Genomic DNA, 19,315 nt, shown 5'->3' with positions numbered 1-19,315 from the left:
CGGGCGACGTATTCGATTGATGCTCTCTAAAGCACTTGCACTCTGTGCCAGCTTGCACTTCATGCGTCTTTGCACTTAGTGTAATCAAGTGCAAACCTCTGAATCAGTCGATCGATCCGAACCCATTGATCGCCGTAGTGCCCTTAAAGCGCGTCATCGCCGTGCCATTATGGATGCCGCAGCGGCTCTCGTGACCGAAGGAAATGTCACTCGCTTCAGCGTCGATGAGTTGGCTGACCGGGCAGATGTCGCGCGCCGCACGATCTTCAACCATTTCGCTTCCATCGACGATGTCGTCACGACCATGTGCGCCGAGCGACTTGAGTTCGTGATCGACGCGTTCCGGCAGTCTGCCGAGCAGAATGCTCCGGGCGACGGGGGGCGCAGCGCGATGTTCGACGACGTTGCCCACGCTTTGCGCTCCACGGATGTGCCGACCGTGCTCTCATTCGTGTATCGGGCGCTCGGTGGCTTCGATATGGGAGATCCGCGTGCGCTGCAGATTTTCCAAGCGACCTTCTCGCGTACATCGGATGAGCTCTCCCGTGTGCTCGTGCAGCGCAACCCGGCCACTGACGACCTTGAGACCGAGCTGCTGGTCTCCTCTCTGATACACGGCACCGGGGTCATCGCGAACCGATGGATCGCGGCAACCGGGGCTACGACGGACGATGATGCCCGTGCACTGTGGGATTCCCTTCTCGAACGGCTCCTCGCGAGCGTCCGTGCGGGCTACCCCTCCCAGCACTGACTTCCCCCATCCGCCATTCAGAGAAAGAGTAAGTTTTGGCCGAGTTATTGTATCGTCTCGGGCGGTTCTCCGCCCGCCATGCCTGGAAGGTCATCACCGCCTGGGTTGTCGTCCTAGGGCTCTCCGTCGGGGCGTTCCTGGCATTCGGCGGAGCCCTATCCAGTGCTATCACCATCCCCGGAACTGCAACCACGAAGGTTACTGACCAGCTCGCCGAGGACTTCCCGGACGCCAGCGGAGGATCCGGCACGGTAGTTTTCCACGCCGACGATGACGGCACGTTCACCGACGCGCAGAAAACGGCAGTCGGAGTGCTTCTGGAGGATACTGCTGACATTGACGGGGTCGACTCGACGACTGACCCGTTCGTAACCCAAGCGGAGATCGACGATCAAGCGCGGGAAGTCACCGACGGGAAGACCCAGATCGCCGACGCAACCACGGCACTCGACGACGGACAAGCACAGCTCGACGACGCAGCCCAGATGCTCGCGGATGCTCAGACCGAACTCGATACCGCCCGGGAAGAGAGCACAACGTCGGCAGGCCTCGCACAGCTGGACGCTCAGCAGTTCGAGCTGGACGCTCAGCAGGCCGAGCTCGACTCCCAACAGGGCGTCCTCGACGACACCCGTGCCCAGTTGAAAGAACAGGGCGAGGAACTCGGTCAGGCAAGCCGGCTGCTGGAGATGTCGTCCGAAATCCGGATGGTATCGGATGACAACAGCACAGCTCTTGCGAGCATCACGTTCGATGAGGCACAGCAGGAGATCGACCCCGAGTCGAAGACCGAGGTCGTCGACTACATTTCTGAGAACCTGCCCGACGGCGTCGGAGCGGAGTTCACGAGCGAACTCACCCAGGAAATCCCCGAGATATTCGGCATCGGAGAGGTCGTGGGCCTCATCATCGCAGCGATCACGCTGCTGGTCATGCTCGGTTCCGTCATCGCCGCAGCCTTGCCCATCCTGACCGCGATCGTAGGGGTGGGCGTAGGCGTCACTGCCGCCCTCTCCCTCTCCGGAACGCTTGAGATGATCTCCGTCACGCCCGTGCTCGGCGTGATGCTCGGACTCGCGGTCGGCATTGACTACTCCCTATTCATTCTCAACCGACACCGAAAGCAGCTGCTTGAAGGCGTTGATCTGCAAGAGTCGATCGGTCTCGCCAACGGCACGTCCGGGAATGCTGTCGTCTTCGCCGGGGCAACGGTTCTGGTGGCGCTGCTCGCCCTGAACGTCACCGGGATTCCATTCCTCGGGTTGATGGGTACCGTCGGCGCGATCTGCGTCGCGGTCGCTATCCTCATCGCCATCACCATGACGCCGGCGCTGCTGTCGTTGATCGGAATACGAGTCCTGAACCGCAAGGCTCGTGCTCGCCTCGGTCAGCGGCAGGAAAAGCCCGCGGACATCAAGCCCCTGAAGACCGCTCGCGCGTGGATCACAGTGATCGCGAGCATCGTCCTCCTGGGCGTCGTGGCCACACCCGCGCTCGAGATGCGTTTGGGCCTCCCAGACGGGACCTCGGAAGCAGTCGATTCGACGCAGTACAAGGCGTACACGCTGATCGAGGAGAATTTCGGGGACGGTGTCAACGGACCGCTGCTCGTGGTCGCGGATCTACCGGACGCGATCAGCGACGACGATCTCGTCGCCCAGCAGGTCGAGATCGGACAGGAACTGCTCGATCGCGACGGCGTCTCTGCGGTCGCGCCCATCGGCGCATCCGACGACAATACCGTGCTCGCCTTCCAGGTCATCCCCGAAGAGGGACCGTCCAGCGAGTCGACCGAGCAGCTCGTGCACGATCTGCGCGACCTCTCACCCCTCGACGGGAATATCGAACTCGGAGTAGCCGGAAGTGCCAGCGGCGCGATCGACGTCTCGCAGACGCTCGCAGACAGCCTGCCGATCTACCTCGCGGTGGTGATCGGACTGTCGCTGATCATCATGGTGTTCGTGTTCCGATCGATCCTGGTGCCGATCACGGCGACGATCGGCTTCATCATGTCGCTGTTCGCGACGTTCGGTGGGATGACCGCGATCTTCCAGTGGGGCTGGCTCAGCGAGGTCTTCGGTGTGCACGATCCCGCTCCGATCATGAGCTTTCTCCCCACGGTCCTCATTGGCATCCTGTTCGGTCTCTCGATGGACTATCAGCTGTTCCTCGTGTCCGGAATGCGTGAGGCGTATACGCGTGGAGCGTCCGCTCGGATTGCGGTCCAGCAAGGTGTACGAGCCGGTCGGACGGTTGTGATCGCGGCAGCGATCATCATGATCTCGGTGTTCGGAGGATTCATCTTCTCGAACAGCGCCATCATCCGCTCACTGGGCTTCGGACTCGCATTCGGTGTGCTCGTGGATGCCTTCGTGGTCCGATTGCTGTTCATCCCGGCCGTGATGCATCTGCTCGGAAAATGGGCATGGTGGCTGCCTCGATGGCTCGACCGGATCCTGCCGAACGTCGACGTCGAAGGCGCCGCCCTCGAACACCGTCACCTCCACGTCGATGCGTTACACGCGAACGATCCTGATGCTGCCGACTGTCAACTGGATGAGGATGCCGCATCGGTCCACGTCGACGCCCACGTGCCACGGGAGACATCGATCGAGTTGAACCAGCACGCTCACCTCGTGTCTCCGAAGTCCGCGTCGCTGCGCCGGCAGGTCCGTGCCCTCGACGCGGTGCACACCCTCGATGTCGCCGTGCACGATCTCGAGAACGGGCGTCGTCGGATCGACGTCGGATCCTTCGTCGTGACCGTCGATGCCGACAGTACTGCGGTGGTCGAGCCACCGACTGGCGGTGTCGTGATCGTCCGGAGCGCAGGGCGCGAGGCGGACTGACGCTGGACCGAATCAGAGGGCGGGGTGGCTGCCATTCAGGCAGTCACCCCGCCCTGATGCGCAGGTTCGTCAGGCCTTGTGATCGGCGTGATCGGTGGTCTCATCACGCATCGCCCATCCTCACGGTCTTGTTACGCAACAGACAGAACTTTGTCTAGAGGTCATCGCTGTCGCGTGGTTCTCCGTGCAAGCGGTGGACGAATGCGCGCCTTACCAATAGGACCGATGCCGGCTCGACCTCCCCGCGATCCGGCGGAGAAGCGCTGAACGAGTCGAGTGCCAGTTCGAGCAGGCGGTCTGAGGCCGCTTGCGGCCCTGTGCCGCCGCTGGCGACCAATCGCGCGTTGGCTTCGAAAAACACGAGAACGTCATCGAGCCAACGATCGCGGCGCAATGCTCCTTCGGCCTTCGCCTGATCCATGAGGGCCTCGATGCCGTCCAGTGTCTGCAGGCGCAGTCCGTCGACTTCTGTGTCAGAGCCCGCTCGAACGCTGAGCAGACTGTGGCTGAGACTGGCGTCTGATTGATGCTCGGCGAATTCCCATCGGAGGAAGTACTCGAACCCGATCCAGCCCGTCTCCATAGCGAGTGCTTCGTGGATGGTTCGGTCGTGGCGCCGCAGCGTCAGCCGGAAGGTCTCCAGGAGGAGGTTTGATCGGACGGGGAAGTGCCGATACAGGGTGGCGTTGGTGAGGCCTGCGCGTCGGGCGATGATATCGAGTGGGGCGTCGACACCGAGTTCCGCGAAGACGTCGCGGGCCGACTGGATGAGCCGTTCGCGATTAAGGATCGCGTCCCGACGCGGAGGGCGCTGGTCGCTGTTCATCGCGCAATTCTAGACCGTGCGGTCATCATGAAATAAACGCGGACTACTACGCGTTTATGATGATGACGGCATCGTCGGCACTGGAGTCGGCGATCGAATTCAAGAAAGAAGAACAAAAATGTTCGAAATCGAAGGCAAGCGCATCATCGTCACCGGAGGGGCTCGCGGCATCGCGGAAACCGTAGTACGTGCTTTCGCCGCCGCCGGCGCACGCGTCGTGTCGTTCGACGTCAGCGACGATGCAGGTGCCAAAGTGGCTGCTGAGGCCACAGCCACCGGACCCGGCTCGGTTGTATACCGTCACGTTGATGTCTCAAATCGGGCTGAGACGTTCGCTGCGGTGGACAGCGCCGTCGCCGAGCTCGGCGGGCTTGATTCCCTCTTCCACATCGCAGGCGTCGAGCGATCCGGGCCCGTCGAGGACATCACCGAGGCCGACCTCGACGTCATTCTGAACGTGAATGTGAAAGGCACGTTCTTCATCAACCAGGCAGTGTTCCCGCATTTGAAGACCAATGGCGGTGCAATCGTCAACTTCGGCTCGGACGCGGGGCTCGCCCCCTACCCGAACGGTGCTCATTACGCGGCCTCGAAGGGCGCAGTCATGGCCTTCGATCGAACGGCCGCTGCCGAATGGGGACCCTTCGGCGTTCGTGTGAACACCGTAGTCCCCGCTATGTGGACTCCGATGTACAACGAGCACCGTGAGCGAATGAACGCGGAGGAGCTTGCCGCCCACGACGCGATCATGGGCGCGATGGTTCCCCTCGGCGGACGTCTCGGTGACCCTGCCACTGACATCGCGCCAGTGCTGGTGTTCCTGGCGTCGGATGCGTCGAGGTTCATCACCGGCCAGATCATCTCCGTCAATGGAGGACTTGGAAACGTGCGCTGAGGTTCTTGCTGAGCAAGAAATGAAGAACGGCGGTGCCGCACCGGTTGGTGCCGCACCGCCGTTCTTCGCCTTGAACATCGGCAATGCCGCCATGCACACGAACGGGTGCGCGGCATCCCGGGCTGGTCGAGCTCCGAGGGCCTCCCGTGGTGAGCGGGACGCCTATCGATCGCGGGCGTCATGCCGTGGGTAGTGACTCCGGGTAGGTTCGCTCGGCAGCGTCGCGCTGGGTGTACATGTCCCAGTAGAGGTCGGCGAGGACGTCGGGATGAACAGTCGGGAAAGCGCCGGCTGCCTCTGCGTCATCCGGGAATGTCTCGTTGGAGGCTGCGTCCTCACGAACGATGAGCGCGCCAATGGTCAGGGTTCCGGCGTAGACGCCGGTGTCCTTAAGCTCGCCGTTCAGCGAGTAGATGTAATTGCGCATCGCGGACATCGCTGGCCCGGTGCCGCTGAGGAACGGCATCGCTATCGCAGCGGACATACCGTGGGTGACCAGGATCGCGCCGGTACCGCGTTCGGTGAGTTCGGGAAGGACTGCGCGCACGATCTCGACGGGCGTCAGCAGCAAGAACCGTGTGGACTTTTCCAGCGCCGCGGCATCGAGCTGGGTGGCGGGAGTGAACCCCTGCTCGCCGGCGCTGGCAGGACCGTACTCGACGACGTCGATGCGGCCAAACCGTTCGCGGATGTTGGCGATGAGAGCGGGAACCTGGGCAGGGTCGGACAAGTCGGCGGTAAACGGCGCAGCCTCGACGCTGTCGGCCTTCAGCGCTACGGCGAGCTCGTTAAGGGGGGCTTGACGTCGCCCGACGAGGGCGACCCGGAATCCTTCCTTGCCGAAACGGCGCGCTATGGAAGCGCCGAGGCCGGGGCCAGCTCCGAAGACGACGATGACGGGCGCGGTGCTGGATGACGCGATGGTGGATGACACAGATGCTCTCCGAAAGGTCAGTGGGGTGGTCACGGACGCAACCACAGAAGACAACGTCCATATCGAGTGAACATTCCCGAGCCACCATACCCACTATTTGGTAAGTATAATTTGAGCATGACTTCGGTGTCCGTCTCCCGTACTGCACTCTCCATTCCAGCCAACTGTGTCACCCGTGGTGTCCTCGGACATGTGACGAACAAGTGGGGCATGCTCGCTCTACTCGTGCTGTCAGATGGTACGCGGCGGTGGAGCGAGATCAGACGCGCGCTTGACGGGGTCAGTGAGAAGATGCTCGCGCAGTGTCTGCAGGCGTTGGTCGAGGACGGCTTCATCCTGCGGGAGCAGAAGCCGACCATGCCCCCGCATGTGGAGTATTCGCTGACGAAGGACGGCCGGGAGGTCACCGCCCTTCTCCTGCCGCTGGTCGAACGCGTCGCCACGCATACCGGCGAACTCGCCGCGCTCACTCAGCTCGCCATCGAGTCAGGGAGCCGGAAACCAGCCGAGGCGTAGTCCGCGCTGGGCCGTGAGCTCAGCTCAACCGTGTGAACCGGCTGTCGATCTGATCGCACCATGCCCCGAATCATGAGTGGATGGCCGGCAGGCATCGAGCAGAATTTCTGTGATGCGGGATGAGGCGTAACAGTTCGGATCGCGGGAGAGGACGCCGTCGTGGGCTGTGAGGAGGAGTTCGATGTCTCCGACCGAGAAATCCGGCCGGAGCGCGCCGGCAGACTGTGCCCGCGCGACGAGCACGCTCAGGCCGGCGATCGCGCGTCGGCGTTCCTGTTCCATTCGCCCGCCCTCGGGGAAGGAATGCAGCAACACGGCGGTGAAGGCCCGATCTTCGCGCTGAAGAGTGAAGAGCGTCCGCAGGTACCCCGCGAACGCTTCCCACGGCTCCGTGGCGACGCGAGCGAGGAACTGATCGACCGTAGCCGCGCAGAGCTCGATCCGATCTTCGAACACCAACTCGAGCAGGTCATCCCGCGTGGGGAAGCGTCGGTAGAGGGTTGCGGTGCCGACCCCGGCGCGACGGGCGATTTCGATCATCGGTGCGTTCGTGCCAAGTTCGGCGAACACTTCCCGGGCCGCAGCAGCCACCCGCCCCCGATTTCGGGCCGCGTCAGAGCGCAACACCTCACCGGGGCCGGTCATGATCTTTGCTTCCACATCATCAGTCTACAACTGGATAGCCATGCCCAGATAGGTGCTACGGTGATCTAAACGGGCAGGCTTACCCGCTTGTATCTGTGGCCCGCGAATATTGACTGATATCGATCAACGAAGGAAACCCATGAAAGCGCTTGTCCTGAACACGTTCGGCTCCACTGCGGAGCTCACTGACCTCGAAATTCCCGCGCCGGGTAAGGGAGAAGTACGGGTGCGGGTTCACTCCGCAACGGTGAACGGCTTCGACCTCGCGGTCGCGGCCGGCTACTTGGATGGCGTCCTCGAGCACCGATTCCCGCTGGTGCTCGGCAAAGACTTCGCCGGCACCGTTGACGCTGTCGGGCCGGGCGTCACCGGGTACAGCGCGGGTGATCGAGCGTTCGGCGTTGTCAACAAGGCGCACATGGGCGAGGGTTCCTTCGCCGAGTACGTGATCGTCCCCGTCGATGGTCTCGCCCTCATCCCGGACGAGATCGAGACCGCTCAGGCTGCCACGTTCGGACTGGCCGGGGCTGCGGCGATGGATTCATTCGATGCCGCCGCCGTCATGCCCGGCGATACAGTGCTGATCGCTGGGGCGACGGGCGGTGTCGGAAGCCTGCTCGTTCAGCTTGCCAGCGCTGCGGGCGCCCGCGTGATCGCCACCGCCACCACCGAGCAGGAGATCGCGCACGTCACCGACCTCGGCGCCGCCGAGACTGTTGACTACACCGCGGATGTGCCCGCGGCAGTAGGCCAGCTGCACCCGGGCGGTGTTGACGTCGTGTTCCACCTGGCCGGCGACCCACAGGCCCTTGCCAGGGTCATCAAGTCGAATGGCCGATTCGTGTCTACTCTGCTGCAGTCGCCGGACCAGATCGATGCCGGCACCGCAACTGTCACCGCTGTGGTCGCCAGCTCGACAACCCACACCCTTGATCGGCTGGCCCGTGCTCACGCCGACGGCAGCCTCCGTGTCACGATCGATCAGGTCTATCCCCTCGATCAAGGCGCCGACGCTCTCGCTCATTTCGGCCGGGGCACGCTCGGCAAGATCCTTCTCACGGCCTGACACCATGACCGTTCCCACGCAATACGTTCGCGCCAGTACTGAGATGCCGACGATGAACCCTCCGACTATCGATTCGGATGTCACCTCTTCATTCCAGGTTCTCACCGCGGACAACACTCTCGATGTGTGTGACATGGATGGGGAGTGCGCCTGATGTCCGGTGGCGCATTCGGTCGGCCGCGGAACCCGCTCGTGGTGGACGTGTGGAGCGACGTGATGTGCCCGTTCTGCTATCTGGGCGATGAACTCTTCGCGCAGGCCGTAGCGCAGTTTCCACACAAACAGGGTGTCGAAGTCCGCTACCACAGCTTCCTGCTGATGCCCGAGCTGGCCAGCGATGTGCCGACTGATCTGACAGAATTGCTGACCACCAAGCGGGGAATCCCGCGGGACCAGGCGGTGTCCATGAACGAGCAGATCGCTGAGCGCGGTCGTGAGGTCGGACTGGACTACCACTTCGACCGCGCCATCACGGTCAATTCCAGGTCGGCGCATGAACTCAGCCATTTCGCCGCTTCCCAGGGAAAGCAGCATGAGATGATCCGGCGGCTTTTCGAGGCGTACTTCACCGACGGACTCAACATCGCCGATCACCAGGTGCTGGCAGGTATTGCCAGCGAGATCGGACTCGATCGCGAAGCCGCGCTGGCTGCGCTGGCGAGTGGCGAGTTCGCCGACGCTGTGGTCGCGGACACGCAGCAAGCGCGCGAACTCGGCATCACCGGCGTGCCGTTCTTCGTGTTCGCCGGCAAGTACGCCGTCTCCGGCGCACAACCGGTCGAAGCGTTCCTGCAGGCGCTGGAAACAAGTTGGAACGAAACCGTCGGCACCCCCTCGGTCACGACGGCTGGATGACACGGCTGGCGTCACACCGCACTTCGACACGCGGTGTGACGCCATCTCAGTCAGTTGATTCGTACAGGAGACGAGAGTGACTATGGAATTCGGAATCTACAGTTTCGGCGACATGTACCGGGATCCGTCCACCGGTGCGGCGATGAACGTCGGCAAACGGCTTCGTCAGGCCGTGGAGCAGATCGTACTCGCCGACCAGGCCGGTCTGACGTTCTTCGGTGTCGGTGAGCGGCATGTTCCCGAATTCGCGATCTCGTCTCCCACTACAGTGCTCGCAGCCGCCGCGAGCCTCACCACGCAGATCCGGTTGACCAGTGCGGTGACCGTGCTCAGCGCAGAGGACCCCGTGCGCGTCTATCAACAGTTCGCGACGCTGGATCAGCTCAGCGGAGGCCGCGCAGAGATCATCGCCGGCCGCGGCTCGTTCACCGAGGCATTCGCCCTGTTCGGCGCGCCTCTAGCCGACTACGACGAACTGTTCGACGAAAAGCTTTCGATGCTCCTCGCCGTGGACGCGAACGAAGAGGTCTCCTGGTCCGGGAAGTACCACGCGCCACTTGACCATGCGCGCGTGCTCCCGCGGGCACAAGGGACCGCCGACAGGCCGGGCCATCTGCCAATCTGGGTCGGCACCGGCGGCAATCAGCGTTCATCGATCCGCATCGGCGCCCTGGGATTGCCCATCGTCTACGGGATCATCGGCGGCGACACCGCATCTTTCGCCCCGCTCGTTCAGCTGTACCGTCAAGCCGGCGCAAGTCGCGGACATGACGCCGCTTCCCTGAAGGTGGGGATCTCCGCGACCGGACTCATCCTCGATGACGGCCAACAGGCAAAGCGTGAGCTCTACCCGCACTTCATGTCGGTAATCAACCAACGGTTCGGAGAACGCAGCGACGCAGACCAGCACGCGTTCTATGACCAAGCAGCCGCACCCGCCGGGGCCCTGTTCGTCGGCTCACCGAACGAAGTCGTCGACAAGATCCTGCGCGTGCACGACACCTTCGGCAACCTTCGAATCGGTATGCAGCTGGACTTTGGCGGAATCGACCCGGCCCTCACCAACCGATCGATCGAGCTCCTCGCAACCGAAGTCATCCCAAAGGTGAACGCCGCGCTCGCCTAGTACCGCAAACCGGGTGCACCCTCTGCGACAGCACTGCCGATGTCAACCGCGTGCTCTTCTTGACCGGCAGAGTCGACAGCAACTTCCGCCCTGTCGTCGTAGATCGCCGCGACCACGCGCACCGAGATCCGAATCCGCTCATTGAACTAACCATCCCCTTCCCCCCTACACGACGGAGTACTGAACACGTGGACATCACCCTCTGGATCATTTCCGGAATCCTGGCCGCCGCCTACCTCGCCGCAGGCTCATGAAGACCTTCACCACCAAAGCCAAACTCGCCGAAAGCCTCCCATGGGCCGAGGATTACTCCCCCGCTGCGATCAAGCTCATCGGCAGCGTCGAAGCTCTCGGCGCGATCGGTGTCATCTTGCCCTGGCTGACCGACATCGCGCCGGTCCTCACACCGATCGCCGCCGCAGGGCTCGCCGTCATACAACTGTTCGCTGTTTTCGTGCACGTGCGTCGGCACGAAATCAAAGTCATCCTCTTCAACATCGTGCTGCTGTTGGCCGCGATCTTCGTCGCGATCTTCCGCTTCGCGGCCCTCTGACCGCACTAGTACCTACCCCACAAAAGTCGAGAAATCAGTCCCGAGCGCTCGGGAGCGATGTCATACGGCTCATCCTCCGTCAACTCTTTGCGCGTTAGAAGCGATGCTGATCGGCGCGTTCTATGGCGTTTCTCACACCCGAAGAAACGCCATACGAAAGCGGAATCCCCGTCAACCAGATGGACTCCTCACCGGCAGTACAGCCGCCTCTACCGCCGTGCTCTCCATCACGCGAACCCCAGCCCTGCCGCTCTGTTCTTCTGAATGTACGTATGCTACCGTGCGTAATAGCAAGTACACGCGATAAGGATCGGGGCGGCGATGAAAGGCGGCGTGATCCTGTTCCGAGGCTCCGGTACGGACGCGCGCCGCTACCTGGAATCAGACCGCTACCGCGCTGACGAGTATTACCTGGAGGGCGGGACCGCACTTGCCGAATTCTCTGCGGTCGATGCCCAGGGTCGTGTGATCGGTGCGGTGGGGCTGACGCCGGAGGAGTACGCCCAATGGGTTGATTGGCTCAACCCGCTCACCGGCGAATCGATGGGCACGCCTCGCCCGCCGGGGGAGGATCGGCAGGGTTCTCCGCGGTTCGCGGAGATGGTCGTGAATGCGCCGAAGTCGCTGTCGATCGCCGCGGCCTTGCACCCGGAAGTGTCGGAGGCTTTGGATGCCGCCCAGCGGGATGCGGTGGCGGAGATCCGCGCATGGCTCGGTCAACACTCGGTTACGCGGGTCGGTCCGCGGGGAAAGCAAGAGGTCGTGCCGATCGAGCAGTTGGAGACGGTCGTTGTCTCGCATAAGACTTCACGGGCGGGTGATCCGCACCGGCACATTCACTTCCAGGTCGGCACCCGTGTCTGGGCGGCGGGAGCCTGGCGGGGTCTGGACACGGCGGCACTGTTCCGGCAGCAGGGCGCGATCCGCGCGCTGGGTACGGCGGTGATCGCCGCGCACCCGCAACTCGCCGCGGTCCTCGACGTTCACGGCCTGAGCCTCGATCCGATCACCGGTGAGGTTGCGGAATTACTGTCCTACAACGCGGTCATGTCCAAGCGCGGCGAACAAGTCGCGCGGACCTGGCCCGGTTCGAGGCGGAATGGGAGGGCACGCATCCCGGACAGGAGCCCGGGCCCGTTGTGCGGTCACGGTTGATCGCTCGTGCGTGGGATCACGAGCGGCCGAGCAAGAAACCTGCTCGTCTCGGTAGCGAAGCGGGGTGGTTGCGTGAGCTGGAAGAGGCCGGCTACACACCGCACCCGAAGCGTGCACGGGTGCGCACGCCTGTCGCACTTGATGATCTGAGCGTGCAACAACTCGCCTCCCGCGCACTCGACCGTTGCGCCGTGGGTGCGTCGACGTGGACGGTGCACACCATCCAGGAGCACGTCACCCGCGTCATCACCGAGACCGGAGTGCGCGCAACACCTACAGAGTTGCGCGACTTTGTTGCCCTGGCCACCGCGCTCGCCGCCGAGGACAGCTTGTCGGTACTGCCCCCGAAAGCAGCGCGACCTGAGCACTTCGCCCACCTCACGAGCTTGCATGTTGTTTCGGTCGAAACACGACTGCACGACCTGCTCGCCGTCCGTGCAGCGAGCAGTGATCGGGTGCCGGCATCCGTGGCCGATGACCACGGTCTTGACATTGAGCAGGTGCGGGCTGCTGCCGGGATCGCTTCCACTAATCCGCTGGTGGTGGTCGAGGGAGCTGCGGGCGCGGGCAAGACCACCATGCTCGGGGCTGCAATCGAAACCGCTGCTGCGGACGGCCGAGCGACGAGAATCGTGACTCCGACGAAGAAAGCCGCTGACGTTGCCGCAAAGGAATTCGGCATCTCGGCAGAGTCGGTCGCGATGCTCGTGCACGAACACGGCTGGCGTTGGAACCGGGACGGCATCTGGTCCCGCCTAACCCCTGGTGGTACCGACCCGGAAACCGGTATCACCTACGTCGGTCCATCCGCAGAGGCGCGTCTGATGCGTGGGGAACGGATCGTGGTGGACGAGGCCGGGATGCTCGATCAGGACACCGCCCTCGCTCTCCTTGCTGTCGCAGACGAGCACGGTGCAACTCTCGCGCTCGTTGGCGACCGGGCGCAGCTCGCTGCGGTCGGCCGTGGCGGTGTGCTCGATATGGCCGCGCAACTCTCCACGCACGTGGTCGATCTGACGACGGTGCACCGCTTCACCGATCCTGAATACGCCGATCTGACGATACGGATGCGTGCCGGAGAGAACGCGGCGCTGCTGTTCGACCGGTTGCACGCACTCGGTCTGGTTGCCCTGCACAACAGCACCGAAGACGTGCGCGACGCAATTGCCAGCACCACGCACGTGGGGGATGCGATCACGGTGGCGACCAACGACGAGGCACGCGAACTGAACATCTGCATCCGCGAGGAGCGAGTGCGTGCGGGTCTGGTCGATGACGCTCGGACGGCGACCGGTAACGATGGCCTGTCGTTCGGTCGCGGTGATGTGATTCAGACCCGACGCAACGATGCTGACGTGCAGGTCGCCAACCGACAGACCTGGACTGTACAGGACGTCGGAGAGGACGGCACCGTGTGGGCTGTTGAGAACGGCATCGACCGGAAGCGCCAGCGCGGCGTCCGTCTCCCCGCCGAGTACGTCGCTGAGCACACGCACCTCACCTACGCCTCCACTGCGTACGGAGTGCAAGGTGCGACCATGCCTGAGTCGCACACCGTCCTCGGCGATGCCCTCGACGCCGCAGGTGTCTATGTCGGAATGACTCGCGGACAGGAGGCCAACCGTCTGCATATCGTCGCCGCCGATCTGGACGACGCCCGTGAGCAGTTCACCGCCGCGCTCGAGCGCGATCGCGCCGACCGCGGCCTGGTCGCCGCCACCCAGGCCGTCCGCGACGCCGTCGCCGGATTCGTCGCAGAAGGACCAGTGAAACTCGTGAGCGTGGAGCGTGCCCGGCTAACGGAGCAGATCGAACGCGCCGACCGCCAGGCTGCGCAGTGGAAGCGCGCTGCCGTGATGCTGAGTGGGCAGAGGGAAGAACACCTAGCGGAGTCCGACGAACAACGAGCTGATCTCATGGCGGCTGAGGCGCAGGCCGAACGAGTGCGTTCCGAGGTGACGACTCCTCTTTTGGCGCAGGCGGTTGAAGACGGCACCGCCTACCTCGCGGCACGGCAACGCATGTGGGACGCGTCGGCTGATCGACGCTCTGCACGAGGTTTCCAGCGACGCGGTGCAGACCGCGCCCAAGTGCGAGCAAGTACGGAGCACGGTGAACTGGAAGCGGCCACGACTCGGCGGTGGGGCTCAACGCCCGGCACAACTGCTGGAGTGCCAACGTGGTCGGCCTCCGCAACCGGTCGCATCGCTGAGAACGATCCGCGTGTATCTCAGAAGCGGCGGCAGGCAACGATCGAGCAGGAGAAGCTTCACGCCCTGCAGACTCGGCAGGGAAGGGAGCGGGACGTGCTCCGCGAGAGCATCTACGGCCAGGTTCGCATCGCTGGCAGTGCGGTAACCCGTGCCGATGGATGGGCGAGGCAAGCCGACGAGGCCCGGCGACATCTCGGGCAGATCGAAGCGCTACCGATCGATCAGGCCGCAGCCCTTATCGGCGAGCACGCCGAAGCGCAGAAGGCGGACGAACGTGCCCCTGCGGAACGAGCCGCCCAAATGCGGGAACCGGAGCAGAGGCGTTCACCATCACACGGGCGCGGTGCTGAACGCGATGGCCTCAGCCTATGACCCATGCCTGATTCCCGCCGTTGTCGGTGAGCCGTCTCAGCAGGAACGGTCATCGAGCAGATTCCCGATCAGGCGGCTGTTCTTACCGCGCCAGCCCGCCGAAGCGTTGCGAGCGTCGACTCGTCAGTCGCACCAGGTAGGTGTGAGACGACCGTCTGGTGTACAGCGCGCATTTCGTCGCCGTACTCCTTGACGAGCAGCGAGAGCAGGTCGTCAGCGGTCAGTGCCTGGATGCTGACCGCCTTCATCGCGTCAATGGGGAAGTCTTTGATGTTGTCGGTGCAGAGGATCTCTGCTTCTGCCGCGATGGCGGCCGCGAGAACGTGCCGGTCGTCCTCGTCGGGAAGCGCCAACGATGCGACCCGCTCGCGAGCGGCGTCATCGATGTTGACCTCTGCGTCAGGGAATGCAGTGGTCATGGCTGTGATGAGTCGCTGTCCTGCGGCCGCATCGAAGGTTGGCAGGTTCGCGATGAGGTGCTCGATGACCTCGGCGACGATCGCGGCGCTCCAGCGAATGCTGATGAGTTCGGCGTCCGCCGTATAGAGCAGGTAGTCCCGAAGCACGCGGGAGTAGAGAACGTTCGCGTCGCCGAGAACGATACGGATCGGGGCGTGGTCAATGTCCGTGGATGGACTCACTCAAACAGGCCGAGCTCGTTCTGCAACTGGGAGAGTTCTTCCATCGCCACACGTCTGCGTGCCCGCTCCTGCTCACGGAAGGCCTGGAGTGATTCGACTGTGATCCGGTGGTGCGTGCCTACCTTGCGGAACTCGAGCTTGCCTTCGTCCATGAACTTGCGGACCTGGGGGCGGGAAACTCCGAGCAGCGTCGCAGCCTCAGTCGGCGTCACCTCGCCACTGGTGCGCGTGAAGACGACTTCCTGGCCGTGAGTCCGGGCATCCACGATGCGCGCGAGCCACTCTGCGGTCTCTCGCGACAGGCTGAGCTTTACCTCGTCGCCCTTGCCGTCGAGCGCACGATGCAGGGCATTGGCGTCACGGGTCAGTATGTCAGTCATTGTCCACCTCCATGTTCTGAATAACTGCAATAACTGTAACAGATTGACGTGGTCTGTGCTCTCGGGAATATCTGCCAGGTGACCCCCAAGTGACCCCGCGTCTCCCGAGGATGCCGATGCTGCCCACTTTGGGAGTGCATCGAGTGCGTGGTGTGGTTCTAGATGGCGGGCCGGAAAGGCCCGCAAAAACAGACAAATTGGGTGTTTCCGGGCAGGGGGCGGCGGGGGAGTGGCCTTCCTGCGGCGCGGCAGAATCACCCTGCTAAGGTGGAGACCTCGCAAGGGTCCAGGGGTTCAAATCCCCTCGTCTCCGCCATCAAAATCCCCGCTCAGGCGGGGATTTCTTGATTCATGGCGGGTGGGACCAATCTGGCGCGAACACCGCGTCTCGACCGTCAGGTGTCCCCCAGGTGTCCCCCATCGAGTGGCGGGTTCCGTGCCTGCCCGAGCCGCTGCCGCTTGATGCCCTCGGTAGCTCGCGGGGCCCTCGTGCGTCTGGATTCGTTGAGGTTGTATCGCTCGCAGATAGCGGCCCCACCGATTTGACAATTTCGCGCCTGGTTGCCGAGCGGGAGAGCGTCAGTTGCCGAGCCCCGAAAGGCGATCATCGGGGGAGGATCGCGCACGGTGTTCGAAGGGCTGGCCCTCGGCCACCGTGAGGCGTCGCAGGTGCGTACGACGCTGGTCGTCTCCGAGTACGTGCGCGTACACCGCAAGCACTGTGCGGGGGTCGTCGCCGAGGTATTCGGCCACTTCGTTCACGGGTGTCCCCAGCCGTAGCCAGGTGGATGCTGCGTAGTGGCGCAGGGCGTGCCGGCGGAAGCCGAGTGGGAACTTTCGGACGACGCCGACGCTGAGCTGCTCACCTCGGCGGTTGGTGAACAGATAGGCCTCGGGTCGCTTTCCGCGGGCGTGGGCGCGGAAGATGGCCACAGCTCGAGGGGAAAGTGGGATCAGACGTGTGCCGCGCCAGGATTTCGGCTCCTTCTCCTCGTATCCGTCGGAGTGGGAGCGCTCAACGATCAACTGCGGGAATGGAACGTCAGACAGCGCATCCGTGCGGAGAGCGCGAAGCTCACCCCAGCGAAGTCCAGTAAGCGATAGGAACTCGAAGACGTCAGCGATGTCCGAACGGCGCTCCCGGAGATCGGTGAGAGCCGATGCAACGATTCGCGGCGAGGGGATGGAATGGGGGCTGACGGGACGGAGCGCGGGTGCTCCGAGCTCAGGGATTCGCGCCATGGTGCGCACAGGATGCTGTTGATACAGAAGGCCTTCGGCAGCGGCGAAGGTGAATAGGGCGCTCAGTGTGGTCTTTGCCCGCGCGACGGTGGATGGCATCTTTCCGGCGCGCAGTTGGTCGAGCAGATGGGCGCGGATGTCACGGGCATCGATCGAAGCGAGCGGGCGATCGAGCAGGTTCGCTGGTAGCGCGTTCAGGTTGTTCACGTCGGTATCGACACTGTGCGGGTTCCCGCCCGCGCGTGCAATCTTGAATTGCGTCACAAGCTTCCGGAGCGTGAAGGTCCGAGGAGGAGGCAAAGGGAGACCTGTCTCGACGAGGTGCTTCTGTATCCGTTCCCAGATCTCTGCGTCTCGCTTGATATCGAACGCCTTGGATGCCACCAACCGGCGACCGGACTTGACACGAACGAAGTAGTAGGGCTTTCCGGCCTTAGTCCGACGAATCTCGATGCTCACTCCACTACCCCGCTCGAGAGGGGAGCGGCCATCCAGGGCCAGCGCGCGCAGCGTGGTGCGGTGGATGCCGAGCTGCGCTGCCGCCTCTTCCTCGGAAAGGAACAACCGGGGCGAGTCCCTGTTGTGGTCCGCGCTCATCGCGCTCTCCTATCTCGTGCGATGTCTTTTGTGGTCTGCACTGCGATCCCCGCGGGGTTCGCAGTTGACGAAAATCTCCTGCGACTGACAGGTGCACGCACAGCTCCTATGTCGAGCGCGCTGCAGATCGTGTGCCGGTTCGCAGTCCGAGTCCGCGTCTGACGTTGCCGGGTGCCGAGAGTGACCAGGCTGAACTTTGAGCCGCTTGGGCGTATTCTGAGACTGACGTGGAGAGTGCCTCGCCGCTAATGCTCGGGATCCTGGTGGCGACTCGACGGTGCGGGATAATTTCCCGCACCGTCCTTTGCTCTCGCACCGCTGCTCACGCGACCCGAGCCGCTCCGGCGCGCTCGACACGGAGACCAAGCCGGTGCCTGTAGTCAGATGCGGCAGACGCCGGCTTAGTTCCCCGGTGACTACCCGCATCACGGGCACGTCCGATCGTGTCGGCGTCTGACGCGCATGAGTCTGCGGCCACCGCGGAAAGACGTTGCAATCGCGGAACGCCAGAAAGGACAAACGAGGGCCACACGTCTTTCAGAAGAGGAAAGACCTCCGTCGGATCGGCCGCCGAGCGTGCCGCTCTGCAGGGCTCAGGCGACTCTTGAGGTGCTTGCGCACCTCCTCGCCGGAGGTGGAATGTGACGGTGCCCGTCCGGGTGAGGTTGGCTGGAGGCTACCAACATCTCAAAACCCATCGTTTTCGGTGGGTGCACATCCTCGTTGCTAACGTGCCCACCATGGTCCTCACCGCAGCCCAGCGAGCAGCTCTGACTCAGATACTCGATACAGCGTCCGATCTTAACCGCTGGCGTCTCAGGGCTCATCGCGTCGAGGAGCCCCAGCGCGGAAGTGAGCTCGGAGTCGACGACCTGTGAGCAGCTTCGCTCGGTGTCGTCCTTCTCGCTTCGCTCGGTGTCGTCCTTCCCGCTTCGCTCGGTGTCGTCAGGCGGCGGGTGGGTTCGCTCCGCCGCGCTGGATCGCTCGGTACACGGTTGAGCGGGCGACACCGAAGAGCTCGGCGATTTCGCTCGTGGTGTGCGTGCCGGCACGGTGCAGCGCGACCAGGTGCTTCTCCTGTGAGACGGAGAGCTTGGGCTTCTTTCCGCGGAGCTTGCCCGCGGCCTTAGCGATCGCCATCCCCTCGCGCGTGCGGGCACGGATGAGGTCGGCTTCGAACTCCGCGACCATCCCGAGGACGTTGAACAGCAGTCGCCCAACGGGATCGGTTGGGTCGTAGACGGAACCTCCGAGGTTCAACGTCACGCCCTTGCGCGTCAGCTCGTCGGCGATATCACGAGCGTCGGGGAGTGATCTTGCGAGGCGATCGAGCTTGGTGACGACCAGGACGTCACCTTTGCGGACCGCGGCAAGCGCTTCGCGGAGCCCCGGGCGTTCACGGTTCGTTCCGGTCATGCCGTGGTCGACGTGCACGTTCTCGGGATCGACGCCGAGCGAGTGGAGGCCGTCCCGCTGCGCGGCGAGGTCCTGCCCAGAGGTTGAGACGCGGGCGTATCCGACAAGCATGCGACGACTATAGCGTTTAGGGGACCTTCACCGGGCATTTTTGCGGGACAGTCTTACGGGAATCGAAGGCTTAGGTAGTTGCTGGGTTCTGGTCGTTCACCCGGATGGTCCGCACCTGTACCGGTGGACGACCGGCTATCGGGACAGCGGAAGCGGTGTGCGCGGGGCAGAC

At 63.5% G+C, this 19,315-nt stretch carries 18 protein-coding genes and 1 tRNA gene; 11 read left to right on the top strand and 8 right to left on the bottom strand.

What is annotated here, in order from left to right:
- Positions 1-169: 169 nt before the first annotated feature.
- Together DC31_RS11350 and DC31_RS11345 are read left to right on the top strand one after the other, a co-directional pair.
- Complete coding sequence (locus DC31_RS11350) at positions 170-751, top strand: TetR/AcrR family transcriptional regulator (protein WP_051606820.1); 582 nt, start codon at positions 170-172, stop codon at positions 749-751.
- A 35-nt stretch (positions 752-786) separates the two neighbouring features.
- Positions 787-3,600 (top strand): MMPL family transporter, encoded by a 2,814-nt coding sequence (locus DC31_RS11345; RefSeq protein ID WP_081813821.1) that lies wholly within the window; start codon positions 787-789, stop codon positions 3,598-3,600.
- Between the two features lie 154 nt (positions 3,601-3,754).
- On the opposite strand, the gene DC31_RS11340 is transcribed toward DC31_RS11345, so the two are convergent.
- A complete protein-coding gene (locus DC31_RS11340) occupies positions 3,755-4,426 on the bottom strand; it encodes a TetR/AcrR family transcriptional regulator (RefSeq protein WP_051606818.1) in 672 nt (223 codons plus the stop codon).
- A 118-nt stretch (positions 4,427-4,544) separates the two neighbouring features.
- Here DC31_RS11340 and DC31_RS11335 point away from each other — a divergent pair, with 118 nt between their 5' ends.
- Entirely contained in the window at positions 4,545-5,321 is a 777-nt protein-coding gene (locus DC31_RS11335; protein WP_036280130.1) for an SDR family NAD(P)-dependent oxidoreductase, read from the top strand.
- A 178-nt stretch (positions 5,322-5,499) separates the two neighbouring features.
- Here the strand turns inward: DC31_RS11335 and DC31_RS11330 are convergent, their stop codons facing one another.
- Positions 5,500-6,255 (bottom strand): SDR family NAD(P)-dependent oxidoreductase, encoded by a 756-nt coding sequence (locus DC31_RS11330; protein WP_235201453.1) that lies wholly within the window; start codon positions 6,253-6,255, stop codon positions 5,500-5,502.
- A gap of 117 nt (positions 6,256-6,372) precedes the next feature.
- On the opposite strand from DC31_RS11330, the gene DC31_RS11325 reads away from it, so the two are divergent.
- Positions 6,373-6,771, top strand: a complete 399-nt coding sequence (locus tag DC31_RS11325; protein ID WP_051606817.1) for a winged helix-turn-helix transcriptional regulator — start codon at positions 6,373-6,375, stop codon at positions 6,769-6,771.
- Between the two features lie 24 nt (positions 6,772-6,795).
- Here the strand turns inward: DC31_RS11325 and DC31_RS11320 are convergent, their stop codons facing one another.
- Complete coding sequence (locus DC31_RS11320; protein WP_051606815.1) at positions 6,796-7,431, bottom strand: TetR/AcrR family transcriptional regulator; 636 nt, start codon at positions 7,429-7,431, stop codon at positions 6,796-6,798.
- A 124-nt stretch (positions 7,432-7,555) separates the two neighbouring features.
- Between DC31_RS11320 and DC31_RS11315 the strand changes: the two genes are divergently transcribed.
- The 3 genes from DC31_RS11315 (at position 7,556) to DC31_RS11305 (ending at position 10,463) form a co-directional block, all read left to right on the top strand.
- Entirely contained in the window at positions 7,556-8,482 is a 927-nt protein-coding gene (locus DC31_RS11315; RefSeq protein WP_036280128.1) for an NADP-dependent oxidoreductase, read from the top strand.
- A 201-nt stretch (positions 8,483-8,683) separates the two neighbouring features.
- Positions 8,684-9,337, top strand: coding sequence for a DsbA family oxidoreductase (locus tag DC31_RS11310; protein WP_235201452.1), 654 nt, complete (start codon positions 8,684-8,686; stop codon positions 9,335-9,337).
- A gap of 82 nt (positions 9,338-9,419) precedes the next feature.
- Entirely contained in the window at positions 9,420-10,463 is a 1,044-nt protein-coding gene (locus tag DC31_RS11305; protein ID WP_036280126.1) for an LLM class flavin-dependent oxidoreductase, read from the top strand.
- On the opposite strand, the gene DC31_RS19970 is transcribed toward DC31_RS11305, so the two are convergent.
- Positions 10,460-10,585, bottom strand: a complete 126-nt coding sequence (locus tag DC31_RS19970) for a hypothetical protein (RefSeq protein WP_268748238.1) — start codon at positions 10,583-10,585, stop codon at positions 10,460-10,462. The two genes, DC31_RS11305 and DC31_RS19970, sit on opposite strands and share 4 nt — an antisense overlap.
- Before the next feature lie 128 nt (positions 10,586-10,713).
- On the opposite strand from DC31_RS19970, the gene DC31_RS11300 reads away from it, so the two are divergent.
- The 3 genes from DC31_RS11300 (at position 10,714) to DC31_RS11295 (ending at position 14,756) form a co-directional block, all read left to right on the top strand.
- Entirely contained in the window at positions 10,714-11,016 is a 303-nt protein-coding gene (locus DC31_RS11300; RefSeq protein ID WP_235201451.1) for a DoxX family protein, read from the top strand.
- Between the two features lie 321 nt (positions 11,017-11,337).
- The gene (gene mobF, locus DC31_RS19475; RefSeq protein WP_235201450.1) at positions 11,338-12,171 is read left to right on the top strand and encodes a MobF family relaxase; all 834 of its coding nucleotides are present in this window, start codon (positions 11,338-11,340) and stop codon (positions 12,169-12,171) included.
- The gene (locus tag DC31_RS11295; protein WP_235201449.1) at positions 12,156-14,756 is read left to right on the top strand and encodes an AAA family ATPase; all 2,601 of its coding nucleotides are present in this window, start codon (positions 12,156-12,158) and stop codon (positions 14,754-14,756) included. Before mobF ends, DC31_RS11295 begins: the two co-directional genes overlap by 16 nt.
- 68 nt (positions 14,757-14,824) lie before the next feature.
- Here DC31_RS11295 and DC31_RS11290 read toward each other — a convergent pair whose 3' ends face one another.
- Both DC31_RS11290 and DC31_RS11285 read right to left on the bottom strand, forming a co-directional pair.
- On the bottom strand, positions 14,825-15,397 hold the full coding sequence (locus DC31_RS11290) for a PIN domain-containing protein (protein ID WP_051606812.1): 573 nt from the start codon (positions 15,395-15,397) through the stop codon (positions 14,825-14,827).
- Positions 15,394-15,777, bottom strand: coding sequence for a helix-turn-helix domain-containing protein (locus DC31_RS11285; RefSeq protein WP_036280124.1), 384 nt, complete (start codon positions 15,775-15,777; stop codon positions 15,394-15,396). The genes DC31_RS11290 and DC31_RS11285 overlap by 4 nt, the downstream gene beginning before the upstream one ends.
- A gap of 214 nt (positions 15,778-15,991) precedes the next feature.
- On the opposite strand from DC31_RS11285, the gene DC31_RS18155 reads away from it, so the two are divergent.
- A tRNA-OTHER gene (locus tag DC31_RS18155) sits at positions 15,992-16,093 on the top strand.
- A 263-nt stretch (positions 16,094-16,356) separates the two neighbouring features.
- On the opposite strand, the gene DC31_RS11280 is transcribed toward DC31_RS18155, so the two are convergent.
- Complete coding sequence (locus DC31_RS11280; RefSeq protein WP_036280121.1) at positions 16,357-17,616, bottom strand: tyrosine-type recombinase/integrase; 1,260 nt, start codon at positions 17,614-17,616, stop codon at positions 16,357-16,359.
- Between the two features lie 945 nt (positions 17,617-18,561).
- Positions 18,562-19,143 (bottom strand): recombinase family protein, encoded by a 582-nt coding sequence (locus DC31_RS11270; RefSeq protein ID WP_036280117.1) that lies wholly within the window; start codon positions 19,141-19,143, stop codon positions 18,562-18,564.
- Between the last annotated feature and the right edge of the window lie 172 nt (positions 19,144-19,315).

Source organism: Microbacterium sp. CH12i (assembly GCF_000685355.1).
Lineage (GTDB): Bacteria > Actinomycetota > Actinomycetes > Actinomycetales > Microbacteriaceae > Microbacterium.
Note: the sequence above shows the minus strand (reverse complement) of the source record. Positions and strands in the feature narration are given on the sequence as shown.

Excerpts from the sequence above, each read along its gene's own strand:
- DC31_RS11350 (WP_051606820.1), top strand. The coding sequence starts at position 170 with ATGGATGCCGCAGCGGCTCTCGTGACCGAAGGAAATGTCACTCGCTTC.
- DC31_RS11340 (WP_051606818.1), bottom strand. The coding sequence starts at position 4,426 with ATGAACAGCGACCAGCGCCCTCCGCGTCGGGACGCGATCCTTAATCGC.
- DC31_RS11335 (WP_036280130.1), top strand. The coding sequence starts at position 4,545 with ATGTTCGAAATCGAAGGCAAGCGCATCATCGTCACCGGAGGGGCTCGC.
- DC31_RS11325 (WP_051606817.1), top strand. The coding sequence starts at position 6,373 with ATGACTTCGGTGTCCGTCTCCCGTACTGCACTCTCCATTCCAGCCAAC.
- DC31_RS11315 (WP_036280128.1), top strand. The coding sequence starts at position 7,556 with ATGAAAGCGCTTGTCCTGAACACGTTCGGCTCCACTGCGGAGCTCACT.
- DC31_RS11305 (WP_036280126.1), top strand. The coding sequence starts at position 9,420 with ATGGAATTCGGAATCTACAGTTTCGGCGACATGTACCGGGATCCGTCC.
- DC31_RS11300 (WP_235201451.1), top strand. The coding sequence starts at position 10,714 with ATGAAGACCTTCACCACCAAAGCCAAACTCGCCGAAAGCCTCCCATGG.
- mobF (WP_235201450.1), top strand. The coding sequence starts at position 11,338 with ATGAAAGGCGGCGTGATCCTGTTCCGAGGCTCCGGTACGGACGCGCGC.
- DC31_RS11285 (WP_036280124.1), bottom strand. The coding sequence starts at position 15,777 with ATGACTGACATACTGACCCGTGACGCCAATGCCCTGCATCGTGCGCTC.
- DC31_RS11280 (WP_036280121.1), bottom strand. The coding sequence starts at position 17,616 with ATGAGCGCGGACCACAACAGGGACTCGCCCCGGTTGTTCCTTTCCGAG.
- DC31_RS11270 (WP_036280117.1), bottom strand. The coding sequence starts at position 19,143 with ATGCTTGTCGGATACGCCCGCGTCTCAACCTCTGGGCAGGACCTCGCC.